Origin of the sequence: Rathayibacter sp. AY1A7, from assembly GCF_002930845.1 — a bacterium.
Taxonomy (GTDB): Bacteria; Actinomycetota; Actinomycetes; order Actinomycetales; family Microbacteriaceae; genus Rathayibacter.
In genome coordinates, this window is the sequence record NZ_PSTL01000005.1 from 52,895 (window position 1) to 72,097 (window position 19,203).

A 19,203-nucleotide genomic window follows, 5' to 3' on the forward strand; every position below is an offset into this window, starting at 1 on the left:
TCAGTCGTCGGAGACGGTGCCCTGGACGGGCGGGCCCTCGGCCGGCGCCGTGCTGCTCCGCGGTGTCGGCGCGTAGTCCTCAGCGTAACGCGCGAGCACCTCCTCGATCGGCGCGTCCAGCACCAGGCGGCCCTTGTCCAGGTAGAGGCCGCGCGTGCAGAAGCGGCGGAGGTCGCGCTCGTTGTGCGAGACGAAGAAGAGGGTGCGGCCGGAGGCGAGCAGCTCCTCGATCCGCGCGTAGCACTTCTCGCGGAAGGCCCTGTCGCCGACCGCGAGCACCTCGTCCACCAGGATGATCGGCTCCTCGAGCCGCGACACGACGGAGAAGGCGATGCGCACCTTCATCCCGCTCGAGAGGTGCTTGTAGGGGGTGTCGAGGAAGTCGCCGATCTCGGCGAACTCGATGATCGAGTCGAAGCGCGCGTCGACCTCGCGCTTGGACATCCCGTGGAGACCCGCGGTCAGGTAGACGTTCTCGCGGACGCTCAGGTCGGCCACGAAGCCGCCGGTGATCTCGATGAGCGGAGCGACGCCCCCGCGCACCTCCACCGCGCCCTCGTCCGGCAGCACCACGCCGGCGACGAGCTTGAGCAGCGTCGACTTGCCCTGACCGTTCCGGCCGACGACACCGATGGCCTCGCCCGCCCGCACCTGCACGTCGAGCCCGCGGAGCGCCCAGAACTCGCCGGGCCGCGAGCGGCGGGAGCGGCCGGCGAAGAGGTCCTTGAAGGAGCGGCGGCCCCGCCGGTTGCGGCGGAAGCGGATCCCGAGGCCGCGGCACTCGATGACCACCGGGGCGTCGGCCATCACAGCTCCTTCAGCACCGCGCGCTCGGAGCGGCGGAAGACGACGAGGCCCAGCGCCAGCACGAGCACCGAGATGCCCGCGGAGGCGAGGATGAGCGGGACGTCGAGCTCGCTCTCGAAGAACGCGGAGCGGTAGAGGGCGAAGATCCCGCTGAGCGGGTTGAGCGCCGCGAGCGGCCGGATCTGCTGAGGCAGGTTGGCCGTGGAGTAGATGATCGGCGACGCGTAGAAGAGGAACCGGAGGACGAGCTTCACGGCCCGCTCCAGATCGCGGAAGAACACCACGAGGGGGGCCACCAGCAGACCCACGCCGAGCGTGAGCACCGCCTGCAGCAGGATCGCCACGGGGAACAGCAGCGCCGCCCAGGTCAGGTGCGCGCCGGCGATCACGGCGAAGAGCACCAGCACCGGCAGGCTCGCCACGAACTCGATGCCCTTCGAGAGCACGATCCGCCCGACCCAGATGGTCCGCGGGATCGACGTCGACCGCACCAGCTTCGCCTCGCGGAGGAACGCGCGGGTCGCGTCGGAGGTCGCCTGGTTGAACCACATCCACGGCAGCAGGCCTGCGAGCAGGAAGACGATGTACGGGTCCTCGCCGACGGTCCGCTGGAAGACGACGGTGAAGACGAAGAAGTAGATGCCCGACATGACGAGCGGGTCGAGAACCGACCAGACGTAGCCGAGCGCGCTCGTGGCGTACCGGACGGTGAGGTCGCGCCTGGTGAGCAGCCAGAGGGAGTGGCGGTAGCGCCAGGCCCGGGAGCGCCGGTGGCGCAGGGCCGTCTCGGTCGCGAGGGTGTCGGCCGTGCTCACTGCGCGACTCCTCCCGTCGGCTTCGCTCGAGCCGGGGGAGGAGCCGGGAGCGTCAGACGAAGAGGTTCGCGCGCTCGAGGTCCTCGGCGAAGTCCACCTCGACGGCGTAGAGGTCGGAGATGTCCATCGGCTCGACGAGCAGGCGGTCCTGCTCGATCGCCAACTCTATGCCACGCTCGAAGTAGTCCTGGGCGTCGACCCGGGCGAGCTGGCGCACCAGCGCGGCCTTGTCGGAGGCGGACACGTAGTTGATCCCGACCGCCTCGCCGAGGCCGCCGCGCACCGTCTTGGAGAGCTCCTGGATGAAGCCCTCGGCGCTCGTCGTGTACTTGACCTCCTCGTCCGACACCTTCGAGGTGTTGACGGTGACGAAGGAGACGTCCTTCGCGATCAGCGCGGCTGCCCGGTCGAGGATGCGCGGGTCGAAGACGACGTCGCCGTTCATCCACAGCACGCCGCCCTGCCCGCTCGCCTGCAGCGCGCGGAGGAGGCTCTTGGAGGTGTTGGTCTGGTCGTACTGCTCGTTGTAGACGAACGTCGCCGAGGGGAAGGCCTCGATGATGTGCTCGAGCTTGTAGCCGACGACGATGCTCACCGGGACCTTCGTGCCGAAGGCGTGGTGGATGTTGTCGAACTGCTGCTGCATGATCGTGCGCCCGTCGCTGAGCGGCGTGAGCGGCTTGGGGAGGGAGCGGCCGAGCCGGCTGCCCATCCCTGCGGCGAGGATGACGACGGTGGCAGGGCTGCTGCTCGTCGAACCTGTGTGCATCATCGTGTGTTCTCCTCGAATTAACCGCTGCGTCTCGATCTGGTCGACTCCTCGGGTAGAGACCTAGTGTACAGTTCACGCCCCCCGGGGCCAGGGTGGTTGACCTCTCGCCGTGTCGCCGGGTGTCGGCGCTGGCGCCGGGGGCCCGCGGGCGAGTTGGTACCGTAGCCGGATGACGTCCGTGACGAACGCCGAGCCCGCTGAGGGTGCCGCGGATCCGGACGGCGCCTCGCCCGTCGTCTTCGAGCTGCACCAGCTGACCCGGACCTTCGGGAGGACGGTGGCGGTCGACCGCATCGACCTGGCCGTCCGCGCGGGGACCTTTTACGGGATCATCGGCCCGAACGGCGCGGGCAAGACCACCACGCTCTCGATGATGACGGGCCTTCTTCGACCCGACACCGGCCGCGTCCTCGTGCACGGCGTCGACGTCTGGAAGGACCCGTCGGCCGCGAAGCCGCTGATCGGGGTCCTGCCCGACCGCCTCCGGCTGTTCGACCGGCTCACCGGCGCCCAGTTCCTCGCCTACTCCGCCGCGCTGCGCGGCATCGACCTCGCCACGGCGAAGCAGCGCACGGTCGAGCTGGCCGAGGCGCTCGGCCTCTCCGACGCGCTGGAGCGCCTGATCTCGGACTACTCCGCGGGGATGGCGAAGAAGGTCGCCCTCGCGGCGGCGATGATCCACGCCCCGCGCGTGCTGGTCCTCGACGAGCCGTTCGAGTCGGTGGACCCGGTCTCCTCGGCCGCCGTGATCACCGTGCTGCGCCGCTTCGTCGAGGGCGGCGGCACCGTCGTCCTCTCCAGCCACGGGCTCGACTTCATCGAGCGCGTCTGCGACGACGTGGCCGTGATCGTCGGCGGGCGCGTGCTCGCCTCCGGGACGGTCGCGGAGGTCGCCGGCACCGCGACGCTGGAGGAGCGCTTCCTCGAGCTCGCGGGCGGCAAGCAGATCGCCGAGGGGCTGCAGTGGCTGCACGACTTCTCCGGCTGAGGGTCGACGTCCTCCTGGGCGCGTTCCGCTCCGGGCCCGCGCGCTCGGCCGGCGCCGTCCTGGGCGTGCTCGTGGTCGTCGCGGTGACGGCCCTGCTGATCGCGGCGATCGGCGCTCTGCGCTCCTCGGACGCGGCGGCGGGCGCTCTCGTGACCGCCGGCGGCCTCGTCTCCGTCGGCTTCCTGGTGCTGCCCTTCCTGCTCGGCCCGCTCGACCCGATGGATCCGCGCGCGTTCCGCCTCTTCGGCCTTCCGCCGCTCCGCCTCGCCGGGGCGCTCGCCCTGGCCGGCCTCGTCTCGGTCCCCACGCTCGCCCTGCTGGTGGTCGGGCTCGCGAGCGCGCCGCTCGTCCCGGGCGCAGGCGCCTTCGCCGTGGTCGGCCCGCTCCTCGCGGTGGCGACGGCCTCGCTGTTCGCGCGGATCGGCCTCGCCGCCTCCGCCGCCCTCGTCCCCTCCCGGACCGCCCGCGAGCTGCTGGCCGTCCTCGGCCTGGTGCTGATGCTCGGCGGTCCCGCAGCCCTCGGCGCCGCCGCGCTGGTCGACACGGGGGACACCCCGGTGCTCGAGCGCTGGGGCGCGGCGATGGGGGCCACTCCGTTCGGCGCGGCGTGGATGATCGCCCCGGCCGCCCGGACCGGCGACGCGCTCGGGCCGCTCCTGCTGGCCCTGGCGACGCTCGTCGCGGCGGGCGCGCTCTGGTGGCTCGTCGTCCGCCTGCTGACCGGGCGCCCCGAGCGCACGCACCGGCCGCCGCGCGGCCTCCGGCTGGGCTGGTTCGACGTCCTCGGCTCGACCCGGACCGGCGCGATCGCGGCGCGCAGCATCACCTACTGGCTCCGGGATCCGCGCTACCAGGCGTCGCTCGTCGCCGTGCCGGTGCTGCCGGTCGCGGCCCTGCTGCTGCTCGCGGTCGTCGGCGTCCCCTTCCCGCTGCTCTCGCTGCTCCCGGTCCCGCTGATCGCGCTGTTCCTCGGCTGGTTCCTCCACAACGACGTCGCCTACGACGGATCGGCGTTCTGGCTCCACGTGGCCGCGGGCGTCCGCGGCTGGTCGGACCGGCTCGGCCGCGCCTTCCCGACCCTCCTGCTCGGCGTGCCGGTCGTCGTGCTCGGCTCGCTGATCAGCAGCGCGACCTCGGGTCTCCCCGGTGCGCTGCCCGTCGTGCTCGCGGTGAACACCTGCCTCCTGCTCGTCCCCGCCGGCGTCGCCAGCGCCGTCTCGGCACGGCTCGCCTATCCGGCTCCGCGCCCGGGCGACAGCGCGTTCACGCAGCCCCAGGCCCCCGGAGCCAGTGGCGCCGGTCCGCAGTCCCTCGCGTTCGGCCTGGGGCTGCTCCTCTCGGCTCCGGCCGTGGTGCTCGGCGTCCGGGCCCTGTTCGTCGACCCGGAGGCGGCGGGCGACGCCGTGCTCGTCGGCTTCGGCAGCGCCGTGGTCGTCTTCGCCCTCGGCGTGCTCCTCGGCGGCCGGCTGTTCGAGCGCCGCGCGACCGAGCTGGTCGCGTTCACCAGCCGCTACTAGCGCCGCCCGATCCGGAGCGCACGGCCGCGGGCCCGGGCTCCGCGCGTAGGATCGTCGGCATGATTCCGCGCGTCCAGAACAGCAGCACCGACCCCCTCGAGGGAGGCGGAGGAACCGCCACGCTCGACCGCGAGCTCGAGGAGCTCCTCAACCAGGAGTCCATCGAGCCGGGCGACCACGAGCGCTTCTCCCACTACGTGCCGAAGGACAAGATCCTCGAGAGCGCCATCACCGGCAAGCCGGTCCGCGCGCTCTGCGGCAAGAAGTGGCTCCCGGGCCGCGACCCGGAGAAGTTCCCGGTGTGCCCGGCCTGCAAGGAGATCTACGCGAAGATGAAGTGAGCTCCTGCCCCGCTCACTCGTAGCGGGTCGGGAGGACGGGCTCGCCGCGGCCGAGCCGGAGCGCGTCGATCGGCAGCTCGAGGACCGCGTTCGCGTGGTGCGCGCGGGCTGCCGCCACTCCCTCGATGCCGAGGTGCTCGGGACGGATCGTCCCGTCCTCGATCAGGGGGACGAGCAGCGCCCGCTCGCCCTCGCCGACGGCGCCCTCGGGGCCGGCGCCCACGTGCACGACCTCGGCCTCGGCGATCCCGTCGTCGGAGAGCAGACGGCCGGCGGCCTTCCGTCCGCCGATCGACGCCTTCGAGACCGACTTCTTCGCCACCGCGACCCACTCGCCCGCGTCGTCCTCGTGCGCGACCAGCTTGTAGACCATGCCCGCCGTCGGGTGGCCCGAGCCCGTCGCCACCGAGGTGCCGACGCCGTAGGAGTCGACCGGTGAGGCCGCGAGCGCGGCGATCCCGTACTCGTCGAGGTCGTTGGTGACGGTGATGCGCGTGCCGGTCGCGCCGAGCGCGTCCAGCTGCTGCCGGACGGCGGCCACCTGCTGGGGGAGGTCGCCGGAGTCGATGCGCACAGCGCCGAGGCCGGTGCCGGCGACGCGGACCGCCAGGTCGACGGCGGCTGTCACGTCGTAGGTGTCCACCAGGAGGGTCGTGCCGGGGCCGAGCGCGGCGACCTGCGCGCGGAACGCCTCCTCCTCCGAGTCGTGGAGGAGGGTGAAGGAGTGCGCGGAGGTGCCCATCGTGGGCACGCCGAAGCTGCGGCCCGCCTCCAGGTTCGAGGAGGCGCCGAATCCGGCGATGTAGGCGGCGCGAGCCGCGGCGACGGCGGACCGCTCGCCGGCGCGGCGCGAGCCCATCTCGGCGAGCGGTCGCCCGTCGGCGGCCGAGACCATCCGCGCGGCGGCGCTCGCCACGGCGCTGTCGTGGTTGAGGACGCTGAGCACCAGGGTCTCCAGCAGCACGCCGTCGGCGAAGGGCGCCTCGACGATGAGCACGGGGGAGCCCGGGAGGTAGACCTCGCCCTCGCGGTAGCCCCAGACGTCGCCCCGGAAGCGGTAGTCGGCGAGCCAGTCCAGCGTGCGGGAGTCGACGACGCGGTTCTCGCGGAGCCAGGACAGCTCGTCGTCGCCGAAGCGGAAGCGCGAGATCAGCTCGAGGAGCCGGCCGGTGCCCGCGAGCACGCCGTAGCGGCGTCCGGGCGGGAGGCTCCGGGCGAACACCTCGAACATGCAACGGCGGTCGGCGGTGCCGCTGCCGAGGGCGCCCTCGACCATCGTGAGCTCGTACCGGTCGGTGAGGAAGGCCGTGGAGTCCATCCGCTCAGTGTTCCACGGCCGCCGCCGCGCGGCCCAGGCGCGGGTGCCGGGGCTTGCGCACGCCGCCGGGCCCGGGAGCGGCGTGCGGCCGGGACCGGGCCGCAGGGCGCGGGTAGGCTGTTCCTCCGTGACGGACGCACCGCTGGGCATCTTCGACTCCGGAGTCGGCGGGCTCACCGTCGCCCGCTCCGTGATCGATCAGCTGCAGAACGAGTCGATCGTCTACCTCGGCGACACCGCGCACTCGCCCTACGGCCCCAAGCCGCTCGCCGACGTCCGCGCCTACGCCCTCGACACCCTCGACACCCTGGTCGACCAGGGCGCCAAGCTGCTCGTCATCGCCTGCAACACCGCCTCGGCCGCGATGATGCGCGACGCCCGCGAGCGCTACACGCTCGGCCGCGGCATCCCGGTGATCGAGGTCATCCAGCCCGCCGTCCGCAGCGCTGTCCGCGACACCCGCAACCGCCGCGTCGGGGTGATCGGCACGGTCGGGACGATCCGCTCCCGCGCCTACGACGACGCCTTCGTCGCCGCGCCGGACCTGCAGCTGTTCACCGCCGCCTGCCCGCGCTTCGTCGAGTTCGTCGAGGCGGGCGTCACCTGGAGCGACGAGCTGCTCGCGGTGGCGGAGGAGTACCTCGCGCCGCTCAAGGCCGCGGGGGTCGACACGCTCGTCCTCGGCTGCACCCACTACCCGCTGCTGCGCGGTGCCATCGCGTACGTGATGGGGCCGGACGTCCGCCTCGTCTCGAGCGCCGAGGAGACCGCGCTCGACGTCTACCGGACCCTCGTGGCGCACGGCCTGCAGCGCACCTCCGCCGCCCCTCCGACCTACCGGTGGGAGGAGACGGGCTCGAGCGACTTTGTCCGCCTCGCCCGCCGCTTCCTCGGTCCGGAGGTCTCGAGCGTCGACCTCGTCGAGACCGGCACCATCAACCTGCGCGAGCTCGACCGGGCCGCGCTCCCGCACGATCGAGGGAGACCCGAGTGACCGACAGCACCGCATCGAAGGCCGCGCGCAAGGACGGGCGGGCGCCCGACGAGCTGCGCACCGTGACGATCGAGCGCGGCTGGAGCACCCAGGCGGAGGGCTCCGCGCTCGTCTCGTTCGGGAACACCAGGGTGCTCTGCACCGCCTCCTTCACGAACGGCGTGCCGCGCTGGCTGCAGGGCAAGGGCAAGGGCTGGGTCACCGCCGAGTACGCGATGCTGCCCCGCTCCACCAACTCCCGCATGGACCGCGAGTCGGTCAAGGGGAAGGTCGGCGGGCGCACGCACGAGATCTCGCGGCTGATCGGCCGGAGCCTCCGCGCGGTGGTCGACACGAAGGCGCTCGGCGAGAACACCCTCGTGATCGACTGCGACGTCCTCCAGGCCGACGGCGGCACCCGCACCGCGGCGATCACCGGCGCCTACGTGGCGATGGCCGACGCGATCGAGTGGGCGCGCGGCAAGAAGTACGTGGGGCAGAAGGCGCAGCCGCTGATCGACAGCCTCTCGGCCGTGTCCGTCGGCATCATCGACGGCGTGCCGATGCTCGACCTGGCCTACGTCGAGGACGTGCGCGCCGAGACTGACATGAACGTCGTCGTCACCGGACGAGGCCTGTTCGTCGAGGTGCAGGGAACCGCCGAGGGGGCCCCGTTCGACCGCCGCGAGCTCGACGCCCTGCTCGACCTCGCGGTCGCCGGTGCCTCCGACCTCGCCCGCATCCAGGCCGAAGCGCTCGCCGCGGAGCCCGGCGCGTGAGCCTGGATCTCGTCCTCGCCACGCACAACGCGGGCAAGGTGGAGGAGTTCCGCGCCATGCTGGCCGGCGCGCTCCCCGGAGTCGGCGTCCGCGCCTACGATGGACCCGAGCCCGTCGAGGACGGCGTGAGCTTCGCCGAGAACGCGCTGATCAAGGCGCGCGCGGCGGCGGCGCACACCGGCCTCGTGGCGCTCGCGGACGACTCCGGGATCTGCGTCGACGTCCTCGGCGGCGCGCCGGGCATCTTCTCGGCCCGCTGGTCGGGACGCGCGCACGACGCGACGGCCAACCTCGAGCTCCTCCTGGCCCAGCTGCACGACGTGAAGGCGGAGCACCGCGGTGCGCACTTCAGCTGCACCATCGCCCTCGTGGTGCCGGACTCCGTGCTCCCCGGCGGTCAGGAGACGGCGGTCGAGGGCCGCTGGGACGGCGCGATCGCGACGGCCCCGCGCGGTGCGAACGGCCACGGCTACGACCCGGTGTTCGTCCCCGAGGCCGGGGCGCTCACGGCGGCCGAGCTCGCTCCCGAGCAGAAGAACGCCCGGAGCCACCGCGCCCGCGCCTTCACCGCGCTGCGCGCCGAGCTCGCCGCCCTGTCCGCCCGGCTCTGACCCCGGCGGGTTCCCACCGCGGGATGTCACTCCGGTGCACGCCTGTCGGCGTGCCGCGTGCCGGAGTGGCGTCTCGCGGAGGCGGAGGTCAGGACTTCGGGTGCTTGTCGTCCAGGATGTCGGCGTCGAGCACGTAGGCGGCCGACTCGGTCGAGTCGGTCTCGGGGTCGGCGGCGAGCTTCGCCTTGCGCTGCTGCTGGAAGAAGTGGAACAGCGTCGGCACCAGCGCGAGCACGACCGCGCCGATCAGGATCACGTCGATGTAGTGCGAGACGAAGTCGGCGACCGGCGGGATGAAGGCGAGCAGCCACCCGATCAGGGTGACCCCGCTGCCCCAGATCAGGGCGCCGATGAGGTTGTAGAGGCTGTACTTGCGGTAGTTCATGTGGGCCACGCCGGCCGCGATCGGCGCGAAGGTGCGGACGATCGGCACGAAGCGCGCGAGGATCACGGCGAGGCCGCCGAAGCGCTCGAAGAACGCGTTGGTCCGCTTCACGTTCTCGATGCTGAAGAAGCCGGACTCCTTGCGCTCGAAGATGCGCGGGCCGGCCTTGTGCCCGATCAGGTAGCCGACCTCGCCGCCGACGAAGGCCGAGAACCCGACGGCCAGGCAGATGACCCAGATCGGGACGCCGAGGCCGCCGTTCGACGCGTTCTCGTGCGCCAGCAGGCCCGTGATGATCAGCAGCGTGTCGCCCGGGAAGAGGAAGCCGATCAGCAGTCCGGTCTCGGCGAACACGATGAGGCAGACCACGAGCACACCCCAGGGGCCGAACGAGGTCAGGATCGTCTCCGGATCGAGCCAGGGGACGAGGGCGGCGTGATTCAACGGATCTCCAGTCGACGGGGGCCGGTGGCCGTTCGGCGGTCACGCGAGCGCGCTCAGCGTACCGGCCGATCCCGTGCGGAAGGAGGGACTCGAACCCTCACGCCTCTCGGCACAGGAACCTAAATCCTGCGTGTCTGCCATTCCACCACTCCCGCGTGCGGGCTCCAGTGTAGGAGGAGGGCCCCGCGCCTCAGCCGCGGGAGGCCGCCCGGGGGAGGTACCGCGGGATCCAGCGGGCGAGCGCCCCCGCTCCGCCCAGACCGAGCACCCCCATCACGACGGCGGCGAAGGGGAGGGAGACCAGGGCGGTGAGCGCCGACACGACGATCGGGGCGGCGGCGTTGCCCGCGTCGCCGGTGAAGCGGAACGCGCCGAGGAACGGGGCCGGATCGGCGGGGGGCGCGAGATCGGCGCCGATGGTCATCAGGATCCCGGAGCCGATGCCGTTCGCGGCCGCGAGCACGCAGGCCACGGCGACGAACCAGGGCACCGGATCGAGGGCGAGCACCGAGGCGGCGAGGGCGAGGTGGCCGAGCCCGAGGCCGATCATCGAGGGGATCGCGGTGGCGCCCCGGCCGAAGCGGTCCATCAGCTGGCCGCCGGCGTAGAAGAGGGCGAAGTCGAGCGCGCCGGCGATGCCGATGATGATCGCGGTGTCGGTCTCGGCGAGCCCGATGCTCACCGCCCAGAGGGGGAGGATCAGCGTCCGGCTCGCCCGCAGCGCCCCGATCACGGCGGCGCCGGTCCCCATCCGAGCGAGGACCCCGCGGTGCTCGCGCAGCGTCCCGAGCAGCGACTGCGGCGACTCCGGGACGGTCGCCGACGCCTCCGCGGCGACCACGTCCTCCGGAGCGGCGCGGTCGGCCGCGGCCTGCGCCCGCCGCAGCACCGTCGCGGGGTCGGGCACGAGCAGCAGGACCACGACCGCCGCCACGCAGCAGACGATGTGCACCCAGAAGACGGACTCGACGGAGCCGGTGAGGTGCACCACCCCGGCCGCCAGGAACGGGCCGATCAGCCAGCCGGCGCGGAACGCCCCGGCGAGGGCGCTGAGCGCGCGGGCGCGGTGCGTGATCGGGACGAACGACGTCATGAACGCGTGCCGCGCCAGCGCGAAGACCGCGGTCGCGAGGCCGATCACGAAGACGCCGATCGTCAGCCCGACCCACGACGTCGAGAGCAGGCACACCACGAGCCCGAGGATCGACGCGGCCGAGGCTCCGAGCATCGCGCCGCGCTCGCCGATCCGGGAGACGATCCAGCCGCTGGGGATGTCGCCCGCTAGCTCGCCGATCATGATCATCCCCGCCACGAGGCCCGCCAGGGCCAGCGTCGCGCCGAGGTCGCCGGCCGCGGCCGGCAGGAGGGGGATGATCGCCCCCTCGCCGATGGAGAAGAGGAGGGTGGGGAGGAAGGTCGACAGCAGCAGCGGCCCGACGGGGAAGGGGCGCGGAGCGGTGCTGGTCACCGTCCCCAGGGTACGCCCGGGCCGGAGGGCGGCCCCCGCCCCCCGGTAGTCTGGACGCACCATGCTGGACAACGACTTCACCGAGCAGATCACTGCTCTCCGCTCCACCTTCGCCGACATCCGCGCCGTCATCGACGTGGAAGGTCTCCGCTCGAAGATCGCCGAGCTCAGCGAGCAGGCCGGCGCCCCCGACCTGTGGGACGACACGGCCAACGCGCAGAAGGTGACCAGCGCCCTCAGCCACCGCCAGTCCGAGCTCGCGCGGATCACCGCGATCGACCGGCGCCTGGACGACCTCGAGGTGCTCGTCGAGATGGCGAACGAGGCCGAGGACGCCGAGTCCGAGCAGGAGGCGATCGCCGAGCTCTCCTCCCTCCAGAAGGTCATGGGCGAGCTCGAGGTGCAGACCCTGCTCGACGGCGAGTACGACGACCGCCCCGCCGTGGTCACCATCCGCGCGGGCGCGGGCGGCGTCGACGCCTCCGACTTCGCCGAGATGCTCATGCGGATGTACCTCCGCTGGGCCGAGAAGCACAAGTACGCGGCGACCGTCATGGACGCCAGCTACGCGGAGGAGGCGGGCATCAAGTCGGCCACCTTCCAGATCGACGCCCCCTACGCCTTCGGCACGCTCTCGGTCGAGGCCGGCACCCACCGCCTCGTGCGGATGAGCCCCTTCGGCGCCGCGGGCAAGCGCCAGACCTCCTTCGCCGCGGTCGAGGTCATCCCGCTGATGGAGGAGGCCGGGGCGATCGAGATCCCGGACAACGACATCCGCGTCGACGTCTTCCGCTCCTCCGGCCCCGGCGGCCAGTCGGTGAACACCACCGACTCCGCGGTGCGCCTCACCCACCTGCCCACCGGCACCGTCGTGTCGATGCAGAACGAGAAGAGCCAGATCCAGAACCGCGCAGCGGCGATGCGCGTGCTCCAGTCGCGGCTCCTGCTGCTGCAGAAGGAGCAGGAGGCGGCCACCAAGAAGGAGCTCGCCGGCACCATCACCGCGAGCTGGGGCGACCAGATGCGCAGCTACGTCCTCGCTCCGTACCAGATGGTGAAGGACCTGCGCACCGACCACGAGGTCGGCAACCCCTCGCACGTGTTCGACGGCGATCTGGACGGCTTCATCGCCGCCGGGATCCGCTGGCGGAAGTCCTCCTAGCGCGGCTCGGGCGCGTCCCCACCGACGCGCCGCGCGCCCCCTCGGCGGACTCTTCGGGATCGTCGCTTACCCTCGTACCGACATGATTCGCTTCGACAACGTCTCCAAGCAGTATCGGGGCGGCACGAGACCCGCCCTCAACGCCATCGATCTCGAGATCCTCCGGGGCGAGTTCGTCTTCCTCGTCGGCGCCTCCGGCTCCGGCAAGTCGAGCTGCCTCCGCCTGATCCTCAAGGAGGAGCGTCCCTCCTCCGGGTCGATCCACGTGCTCGGGCAGAACCTCGGCAAGATCTCGAGCCGCAAGGTCCCGTACTTCCGCCGCAACATGGGCGTCGTGTTCCAGGACTTCCGGCTGCTGCCGAACAAGTCGGTCTTCGACAACGTCGCGTTCAGCCTCCAGGTGATCGGCAAGTCGAAGGGCTACATCCAGGAGGCCGTCCCGGACACGCTCAAGATGGTGGGCCTCGCGGGCAAGGCGTCGCGCCTGCCCCACGAGCTCTCCGGCGGCGAGCAGCAGCGCGTGGCGATCGCCCGCGCCGTCGTCAACAAGCCGGCCGTCCTGCTGGCCGACGAGCCCACGGGCAACCTCGACCCGACCACGAGCGCCGGCATCATGGCGCTGCTCGAGCGGATCAACGCGGGCGGCACGACCGTGATCATGGCGACCCACGAGGCCGGCATCGTCGACCAGATGAAGCGCCGCGTCATCGAGCTCTCGGCCGGCAGCATCGTCCGCGACGAGAGCCAGGGCGGCTACGGCCAGACCGAGAGCATCACCGTCGTCCACGACGGCGTCGTGGTCGTGGCGGCCGACGACCACGCGGTCGCCGAGCAGCCCGCGCCCCCGGCGATCATCGACAGCGAGCTCGCGCCCGCCGAGGTCCCCGAGATCGACCTGCGCCAGGAGGCCCCGGCCCCGCCGCCCGAGCCGGCCCGCCTCTCGCAGACCGCCGCCCAGCCCCGCGTCCCCGAGGGCCGCCGCTCCGCTGCCGTCGAGCCGGAGCGCGAGCCGGAGCCGGCCGCCGAGCCCGCCGCCGCCCCGCGCGTCGTCGAGCTGCAGAGCCAGACCGGTCCGATCTTCCTCCCCGCCGACACCGGCGCCCTGCCCGAGGAGTCGCTCGCCGCGCGCCTCGGCCTCCGCGCCCACGCGGGCGAGGGCGACGAGACCGGCGACGACCAGCAGAACGTAGGACCCGTCAAGTGAGATTCGCACTGATCTGGTCGGAGGTCGCCAGCGGCCTCCAGCGCAACGTCTCCATGGTCGTCTCGGTGATCCTGGTGACCTTCATCTCCCTCACCTTCGTCGGCACGGCGATCCTGCTCCAGATGCAGATCGGCCAGATGAAGAACTTCTGGTACGACAAGGCGCAGGTCGCGGTGTACATGTGCACCGCCACCTCCGGCGGCTCGAACTGCAGCGGCTCCGACGCCACCGCCGAGCAGATCGACGCGGTGCAGGGCCAGCTCGAGGGCGCCACGCTCGCGCCGTACATCGACCGCTCCTACTTCGAGGACCACGACCAGGCCTACGCGAACTTCCAGGAGCAGTTCGCGGGCAACCCGGTCGCCGAGTACGTCACTCCCGACCTGCTCAACCAGACCTTCTGGATCAATCTGAAGGACCCGACCCAGTCGGACGTCATCGTGGAGAGCCTGTCGAGCGTCTCGGGAGTCGAGAGCGTCACCGACCAGCGGCAGTACCTCGACCAGATCTTCTCGATCCTCAACGCGGCGAGCTACACGGCGATCGGCATCGCCGTCCTGATGCTCGTCGCGGCCGTGCTGCTCATCGCCACCACGATCCGCCTCTCGGCGTTCTCGCGGAGACGGGAGCTGGGCATCATGCGGCTCGTGGGGGCCTCGAACAGGTTCATCCAGACCCCGTTCATCCTCGAGGGGGTCTTCGCCGCGCTGGTCGGCTCGATCCTCGCGGGAGTCGCGGTGGTCGCCATCGTGCAGGTCTTCGTGCAGGGGTTCCTGGCGTACCGGATCCCGCTGACCTCCTTCGTGGGACTCGACGACGCTCTGATCGTCGTGCCGATCCTGATCGTGGTCGGCATCGTCCTGGCCGCCGTCTCGGCGAACGTCGCGATCGCGCGGTACCTGCGGGTCTGATCCCGGACCGGACGTATACTGGTGGGCTGTCCCGTTCGGGGCGGCCCACCGGTGCATCGCCCCGACGATGCCCGCCCCCTTCATCCGCTCGCGACCCGAGGAGCAGCCGTGCCCAGAGAACAGGGACAGAAGGTCGTCGCGACCAACCGCAAGGCGCGCCACGACTACCTCATCGAGGACACCTACGAGGCGGGCCTCGTGCTCACCGGCACCGAGGTGAAGTCCCTCCGGGCCGGCCGAGCCTCGCTGGTCGACGGCTACGCCTTCGTCGACGGGGGAGAGGCGTGGCTCGACGCCGTCCACATCAACGAGTGGGCGCAGGGCACCTGGACGAACCACCCGCCGCGCCGCAAGCGCAAGCTGCTGCTGCACAAGGCGCAGATCCTCAAGATCCACAACAAGGTGAAGGAGGGCGGGTACACGCTGATCCCGCTCTCGCTGTACTTCAGCGACGGCAAGGCCAAGGTCGAGCTGGCCGTGGCCAAGGGCAAGAAGGACTACGACAAGCGCCAGGTCCTCCGCGAGCGCCAGGACCGCCGCGAGGCGGACCGCGCGATGTCGACCCGCCGCCGCCTCGGCGAGTAGGCCCCGGCGGGCGATGTCCGACGGGTGCCGCGCAAGCCTCTTCTTCGCGCGCCGTGCTTTGGGAGACTGGGGCGCGTGACCTCCCCTGAGAACAGCGCCCCCGCCGCCCTGAGCGCGGCCGACGAGAAGACGCGGTGGCGCGCTTTCGCGGTGAGCGTCGGAGTCGCGGCCATCACGATCCTCGACCTCTCGAAGGTCAACGTCGGCCTGCCGTCGATCGAGCGCTCGCTCGGAGCGGACGCGAGCCAGCTGCAGCTGATCGTCGCGGGCTACGCGCTCGCCTTCGGACTGGCGCTCGTGCCGGCCGGTCGGCTGGGCGACATCCGCTCGCGCCGCCTGCTGTTCCTCATCGGGCTGACCGCGTTCACGGTGACGAGCCTGCTCTGCGCGCTCGCGCCGTCGATCGAGCTGCTCGTCGTCGCGCGCTTCCTGCAGGGCGTCGCCGCGGGCATCCAGATGCCCCAGGTCCTCGGGCTGGTGCAGCAGATGTTCACCGGCGCCGAGCGGGCCCGGGCCTTCGGGGTCTTCGGCGCGACCATCGGCCTGTCGACCGCCTTCGGCCCGACCCTCGGCGGCCTCCTGATCGCGATCGGCGGCGAGCAGGACGGCTGGCGCCTGCTGTTCTGGATGAACATCCCGCTGGGCGTCGCCGCGCTGGTCTTCGCCTGGAAGCTCATCCCGAAGAAGCGCTCGCGGCCCGAGGGAGACCGGTCCCTCGACCCGGTCGGCCTGCTCCTGCTAGCGGTCGCGATCTTCGCGTTCATGCTGCCGTTCCTGCTGACCACGGGCTCCTCCTCGGACTCGCCCTACCGCTGGTTCTGGCTGGTCCTCGCCGCGGCCGCCGCCGCCGTCTTCGTGCGCTGGGAGGCGCACTACGCCGCGTCGGGGCGGACGCCCGTCATCGACTTCCGCATCTTCCGGACCAGCTCCTACCGCAACGGCATCCTGGTCGCGACCTCCTACTTCGCCGCGATCCCGGCGACCTTCCTCCTCACCACGCTCTTCCTCCAGCAGGGGCTCGGCCTCGAGCCGGTGTTCGCCGGCATGGTGAGCATCCCGTTCGCGCTGACCTCGGCGGTGACAGCCTGGTACGGCGGCAAGCTCGTGCAGCGCTACGGCCGCGCACTGGTGGTGCTCGGCATCGTGCTCGTGGTCATCGGCTTCACGCTCGTGCTGCTCGCCGCCGAGCTCCTCCCGGCCGAGACCGCGGCCTACGGCATGGGTGCCGCGATGCTCGTCGCCGGGGCCGGCGGCGGCTTCGTCGTGTCGCCGAACCAGACGCTCACCCTCGCCGAGATCCCGCCGGCGCAGGGCGGCGTGGCGGGCTCCGTGGGCCAGCTCGGCCAGCGCGTGGGCACCGCGGTCGGCACCGCCTGCGCCTCCGCCGTCTTCTTCGCGACGCTGGCGAGCGAGCAGGGGATGGCGGAGGGGCTGGACCGCTACCACGACGCCTTCCGCAACGGCTACTTCGTCACCCTCGGGCTGATCGCGCTCGCGCTCGTGCTGGGTCTGCTCGATCTGCGCCGCCGCCGGGTGACCGCCCGCGGAGCTGAGGTAGACTAGGACTCGTAACTCCACAGTGTGCGACGAACGACCCACTCCAGCGGCCTCCGGGCCGTCGAGTGCTCGCGGGGATGATCGGTTTCGACATTGCCTGCGAAACTGCGAGAAGCGGGTCGAGGATCCAGGGTCATCTCGTCAACGATCCCTGGAAAACACAGGTGCCGAACAGAAGCGCACCGACTTCGCTCTCGCTGCCTAAGCCAGAGTAGATAGTCCGTCAGCCCGTGGGTGCGTCCTCGCCCCGGATCCTGGCGTCATCTAGAGGACTTGCTGCGTCGTTACGCCTGAGGGCGACGCGGGACTTGCACTCGGGCTGGGCCCGTCGACCGATGCGCCGATGGTAACGGTCGGGGCCGAGCAGAACGCTCTCATCGGCTACACCCGTAGAAGGCGCAGAATCACAGCGATGGACGGGGGTTCGATTCCCCCCATCTCCACCACCGGTCGTCGTCGCACACTGGGAGCTACGCTCCGCCGCCCTCACGACGGTCGCACGTCGAGCTGTCTGATCCGCCCGTAGAGGGTGAGCATCGCCAGCCGGTCGTCGTCGTCGTGCGCCGGGCCGGCGAGAGCCTGCGGCGGGGCCCAGTCCCGGTAGAGCACGCCCGGCGCCAGCACGGCGACGGCTGTGCCGGCCGGGTAGTGGGCGCTGCGGTCCACCGGCAGCTCGGCGAACGCGTCGGGCAGGAGCCGGTGCAGCACGTCCAGCAGAGGACGGAGCCGTGCTGCTCGCGCCTCGTGCACGGAGAGGGTCACGGCGTTCATCGCGGCGAGCGCGGCCACCAGGTGCTCGGCGGCGTCGTCGTCGTCGCACCGCTCGGTGACCAGCAGCGAGACCACACCGCGCGGCTTCAGCCAGCCGAGCGTGGCGGCCTCGTCGTCGCCGTCCACCGAGACGACGCGGTCGGAGGCGTGGGCGTAGTCGTGCAGGAGCCGCGACCAGACGTCGCCCGGGCCGGGCCCGTCGACCTGCGCGACCGCCTCCGCCGCGGCGAGCAGGGAGCTCTGCCGATGGAGCCTCGGGAACAGGCTGTCCGCCGGTCCCCAGTGCTGCTCGGCCGTGCGCGAGCGCTCGGGGGGTTCCTGGTCGTGCCGGTCCTGCATGTCGACTCCTGAGCCGCCGGTCTCCGCGCCCCCTCGCGCCTGCCGTTCGTCCCTTCACCCTGCGCTCCGACGGAGCGCGTGTCAATGAGCCGAACGGGGGTCGATCGGAGCCGTGGTCAGCGAGCGGAGCCGAAGAGGCTGCCGGTGGTGGAGTCGTCGGCCGGATCGAGGACCGCGCAGACGATCGTGCGGTCTCCGTGGCGCCAGCCGACCTCGGAGGGGACGAGCGAGCGGTACTCGAGGGCGGAGTCGCCGTAGGCGATCCCCATCACGGCGCCGAACTCCGGCTCGCAGCCCGCCTCGGCCTGGGCGAGCAGCGTGTTGCGGCTGGAGTAGCGGTCTCCGGGCTGCGCGAACGTGTGGAAGACCTCCAGTGCGTGCTCCTCGGCGCACGGGACGACGTCCACGTCGGCGATGCGGTCGTCGCCCGGGTCGGCCAGGCAGTCGCCGCGCCGCAGCGAGAACACGTCGGTGACGCCGGCGGTCGCCACCGTGCCGCCCTCGTCACGCGCGGCCTCCGGGCCGTCCGGCCCGACGACGGAGGAGCAGGCCGAGAGGAGCAGGAGGAGCGCCGCCGAGGCGAGCGCGGCCGTCCGGCTCCTCATCGCGGCGCCACGATCGCGAGCACCTCGTCGTGCAGCAGGCCGTTGGTGGCGACGGCGCTGCCGTGCCACGGCCCGTCCTCCCCGTCGGCGGAGGTGAAGCGGCCGCCCGCCTCCTGCACGATCGGCACCAGGGCGGCCAGGTCGTAGGGCTTCACGTCGAACTCGCCTGCACCGTCGAGGAGGCCCTCGGCGACGAGCATGTAGGGCCACGCGTCCCCGTACGCCCGGTCGCGCCAGACGGCGCCGGCGAGCTCGAGCAGCTGCGGGAGACGGCCCGCGCCCTCCCACTGCTGGATGCTGTTGTAGCTGAAGGTCGCCGAGGCGAGCGTGTCGATCCCCGAGACGCGCAGCGGTCGCGGCTCGGCCCCGGCCTCCAGCTCGACGGCCCAGGCGCCGGAGCCCTCGGCCGCCCACCAGCGCGTGCCGAGAGCGGGAGCGGAGACGACACCGACGACGGGGACGCCGTCGACCGCGAGCGCGATCAGGGTCGCCCAGATCGGGACGCCGCGGAGGAAGTGGGCGGTGCCGTCGATCGGGTCGAGGATCCACTGCCGCGAGGCCTCGCCCGAGGTGCCGAACTCCTCGCCGAGGATCGCGTCGTCCGGACGCTCGGCGGCGAGCAGCGCGCGGATCGCCTCCTCGACGGCGCGGTCGGCGTCGGTGACCGGGGTGCGGTCGAGCTTCGTGTCCACGACGAGGTCGAGCGCGCCGAACCGCTCCCGCGAGATCGCATCGGCCGCGTCCGCCAGGCGGAGGGCGAGTCGGAGGTCGTCGTCGAAGCTCTGGTCACTGCTCTGCGGGGTCACGCGACCACGATACCGGTGGGTCCCGCGGAGCCTCCGATCGCTGCC

At 72.1% G+C, this 19,203-nt stretch carries 20 protein-coding genes, 1 tRNA gene and 1 other RNA gene; 12 read left to right on the forward strand and 10 right to left on the reverse strand.

The genetic code is table 11. The annotated features are described in order from the left end of the window. The 3 genes from C5B95_RS06160 to C5B95_RS06170 are packed head-to-tail and all read right to left on the reverse strand — an operon-like array spanning position 1 to position 2,391. Positions 1–807 carry an ABC transporter ATP-binding protein gene (locus tag C5B95_RS06160; protein ID WP_104223571.1) on the reverse strand — a complete coding sequence of 269 codons (807 nt, stop codon included), beginning with the start codon at positions 805–807 and terminating at the stop codon, positions 1–3. Next, positions 807–1,622, reverse strand: coding sequence for an ABC transporter permease (locus C5B95_RS06165; protein ID WP_374954252.1), 816 nt, complete (start codon positions 1,620–1,622; stop codon positions 807–809). Before C5B95_RS06165 ends, C5B95_RS06160 begins: the two co-directional genes overlap by 1 nt. Before the next feature lie 52 nt (positions 1,623–1,674). Further along, positions 1,675–2,391 carry an NTP transferase domain-containing protein gene (locus tag C5B95_RS06170; RefSeq protein WP_104226983.1) on the reverse strand — a complete coding sequence of 239 codons (717 nt, stop codon included), beginning with the start codon at positions 2,389–2,391 and terminating at the stop codon, positions 1,675–1,677. Positions 2,392–2,563: 172 nt separating this feature from the next. On the opposite strand from C5B95_RS06170, the gene C5B95_RS06175 reads away from it, so the two are divergent. The 3 genes from C5B95_RS06175 to C5B95_RS06185 are packed head-to-tail and all read left to right on the forward strand — an operon-like array spanning position 2,564 to position 5,240. Further along, on the forward strand, positions 2,564–3,382 hold the full coding sequence (locus C5B95_RS06175) for an ABC transporter ATP-binding protein (RefSeq protein ID WP_104223570.1): 819 nt from the start codon (positions 2,564–2,566) through the stop codon (positions 3,380–3,382). Further along, positions 3,358–4,899: an ABC transporter permease gene (locus C5B95_RS06180; RefSeq protein ID WP_104267044.1), complete on the forward strand. Its 1,542-nt coding sequence runs from the start codon at positions 3,358–3,360 to the stop codon at positions 4,897–4,899. Before C5B95_RS06175 ends, C5B95_RS06180 begins: the two co-directional genes overlap by 25 nt. Before the next feature lie 59 nt (positions 4,900–4,958). After that, positions 4,959–5,240 (forward strand): DUF3039 domain-containing protein, encoded by a 282-nt coding sequence (locus C5B95_RS06185; RefSeq protein ID WP_104223568.1) that lies wholly within the window; start codon positions 4,959–4,961, stop codon positions 5,238–5,240. A 13-nt stretch (positions 5,241–5,253) separates the two neighbouring features. Here C5B95_RS06185 and C5B95_RS06190 read toward each other — a convergent pair whose 3' ends face one another. Then, positions 5,254–6,558, reverse strand: coding sequence for a nicotinate phosphoribosyltransferase (locus tag C5B95_RS06190; RefSeq protein WP_104348712.1), 1,305 nt, complete (start codon positions 6,556–6,558; stop codon positions 5,254–5,256). 127 nt (positions 6,559–6,685) lie between these two features. On the opposite strand from C5B95_RS06190, the gene murI reads away from it, so the two are divergent. The 3 genes from murI to rdgB are packed head-to-tail and all read left to right on the forward strand — an operon-like array spanning position 6,686 to position 8,921. Next, positions 6,686–7,552, forward strand: coding sequence for a glutamate racemase (gene murI, locus C5B95_RS06195; RefSeq protein ID WP_104223566.1), 867 nt, complete (start codon positions 6,686–6,688; stop codon positions 7,550–7,552). Continuing rightward, on the forward strand, positions 7,549–8,310 hold the full coding sequence (gene rph / locus C5B95_RS06200; RefSeq protein ID WP_104233199.1) for a ribonuclease PH: 762 nt from the start codon (positions 7,549–7,551) through the stop codon (positions 8,308–8,310). The genes murI and rph overlap by 4 nt, the downstream gene beginning before the upstream one ends. Then, positions 8,307–8,921, forward strand: a complete 615-nt coding sequence (gene rdgB / locus C5B95_RS06205; protein ID WP_104348713.1) for an RdgB/HAM1 family non-canonical purine NTP pyrophosphatase — start codon at positions 8,307–8,309, stop codon at positions 8,919–8,921. Before rph ends, rdgB begins: the two co-directional genes overlap by 4 nt. An 88-nt stretch (positions 8,922–9,009) precedes the next feature. Here rdgB and C5B95_RS06210 read toward each other — a convergent pair whose 3' ends face one another. The 3 genes from C5B95_RS06210 to C5B95_RS06220 all read right to left on the reverse strand — a co-directional run bounded on the left by C5B95_RS06210 (position 9,010) and on the right by C5B95_RS06220 (position 11,218). Next, positions 9,010–9,750 (reverse strand): DedA family protein, encoded by a 741-nt coding sequence (locus tag C5B95_RS06210; protein ID WP_104348714.1) that lies wholly within the window; start codon positions 9,748–9,750, stop codon positions 9,010–9,012. A 74-nt stretch (positions 9,751–9,824) separates the two neighbouring features. Continuing rightward, positions 9,825–9,905, reverse strand: a tRNA-Leu gene (locus C5B95_RS06215). 35 nt (positions 9,906–9,940) lie between these two features. Continuing rightward, positions 9,941–11,218, reverse strand: a complete 1,278-nt coding sequence (locus C5B95_RS06220) for an MFS transporter (RefSeq protein WP_244230655.1) — start codon at positions 11,216–11,218, stop codon at positions 9,941–9,943. Between the two features lie 61 nt (positions 11,219–11,279). Here C5B95_RS06220 and prfB point away from each other — a divergent pair, with 61 nt between their 5' ends. From prfB to ssrA, 6 genes are all read left to right on the forward strand, one after another. Next, on the forward strand, positions 11,280–12,380 hold the full coding sequence (gene prfB, locus C5B95_RS06225; RefSeq protein WP_104223561.1) for a peptide chain release factor 2: 1,101 nt from the start codon (positions 11,280–11,282) through the stop codon (positions 12,378–12,380). Positions 12,381–12,462: 82 nt separating this feature from the next. Further along, the gene (gene ftsE / locus C5B95_RS06230; RefSeq protein WP_104233202.1) at positions 12,463–13,584 is read left to right on the forward strand and encodes a cell division ATP-binding protein FtsE; all 1,122 of its coding nucleotides are present in this window, start codon (positions 12,463–12,465) and stop codon (positions 13,582–13,584) included. Next, positions 13,581–14,495 (forward strand): permease-like cell division protein FtsX, encoded by a 915-nt coding sequence (gene ftsX, locus C5B95_RS06235; RefSeq protein ID WP_104348715.1) that lies wholly within the window; start codon positions 13,581–13,583, stop codon positions 14,493–14,495. The genes ftsE and ftsX overlap by 4 nt, the downstream gene beginning before the upstream one ends. A gap of 108 nt (positions 14,496–14,603) precedes the next feature. Continuing rightward, positions 14,604–15,080, forward strand: a complete 477-nt coding sequence (gene smpB, locus C5B95_RS06240) for an SsrA-binding protein SmpB (RefSeq protein ID WP_104223558.1) — start codon at positions 14,604–14,606, stop codon at positions 15,078–15,080. Positions 15,081–15,155: 75 nt separating this feature from the next. Beyond that, positions 15,156–16,643: an MFS transporter gene (locus tag C5B95_RS06245; RefSeq protein ID WP_104223557.1), complete on the forward strand. Its 1,488-nt coding sequence runs from the start codon at positions 15,156–15,158 to the stop codon at positions 16,641–16,643. A 67-nt stretch (positions 16,644–16,710) separates the two neighbouring features. Continuing rightward, positions 16,711–17,083, forward strand: a transfer-messenger RNA (tmRNA) gene (gene ssrA, locus C5B95_RS06250). Positions 17,084–17,123: 40 nt separating this feature from the next. Here ssrA and C5B95_RS06255 read toward each other — a convergent pair. From C5B95_RS06255 to C5B95_RS06265, 3 genes are all read right to left on the reverse strand, one after another. Then, the gene (locus C5B95_RS06255) at positions 17,124–17,747 is read right to left on the reverse strand and encodes a hypothetical protein (protein WP_104226969.1); all 624 of its coding nucleotides are present in this window, start codon (positions 17,745–17,747) and stop codon (positions 17,124–17,126) included. A gap of 116 nt (positions 17,748–17,863) precedes the next feature. After that, positions 17,864–18,352, reverse strand: a complete 489-nt coding sequence (locus C5B95_RS06260; RefSeq protein ID WP_104348716.1) for a septum formation family protein — start codon at positions 18,350–18,352, stop codon at positions 17,864–17,866. Beyond that, entirely contained in the window at positions 18,349–19,158 is an 810-nt protein-coding gene (locus C5B95_RS06265; protein ID WP_104223554.1) for an inositol monophosphatase family protein, read from the reverse strand. Before C5B95_RS06265 ends, C5B95_RS06260 begins: the two co-directional genes overlap by 4 nt. Positions 19,159–19,203 lie beyond the last annotated feature (45 nt).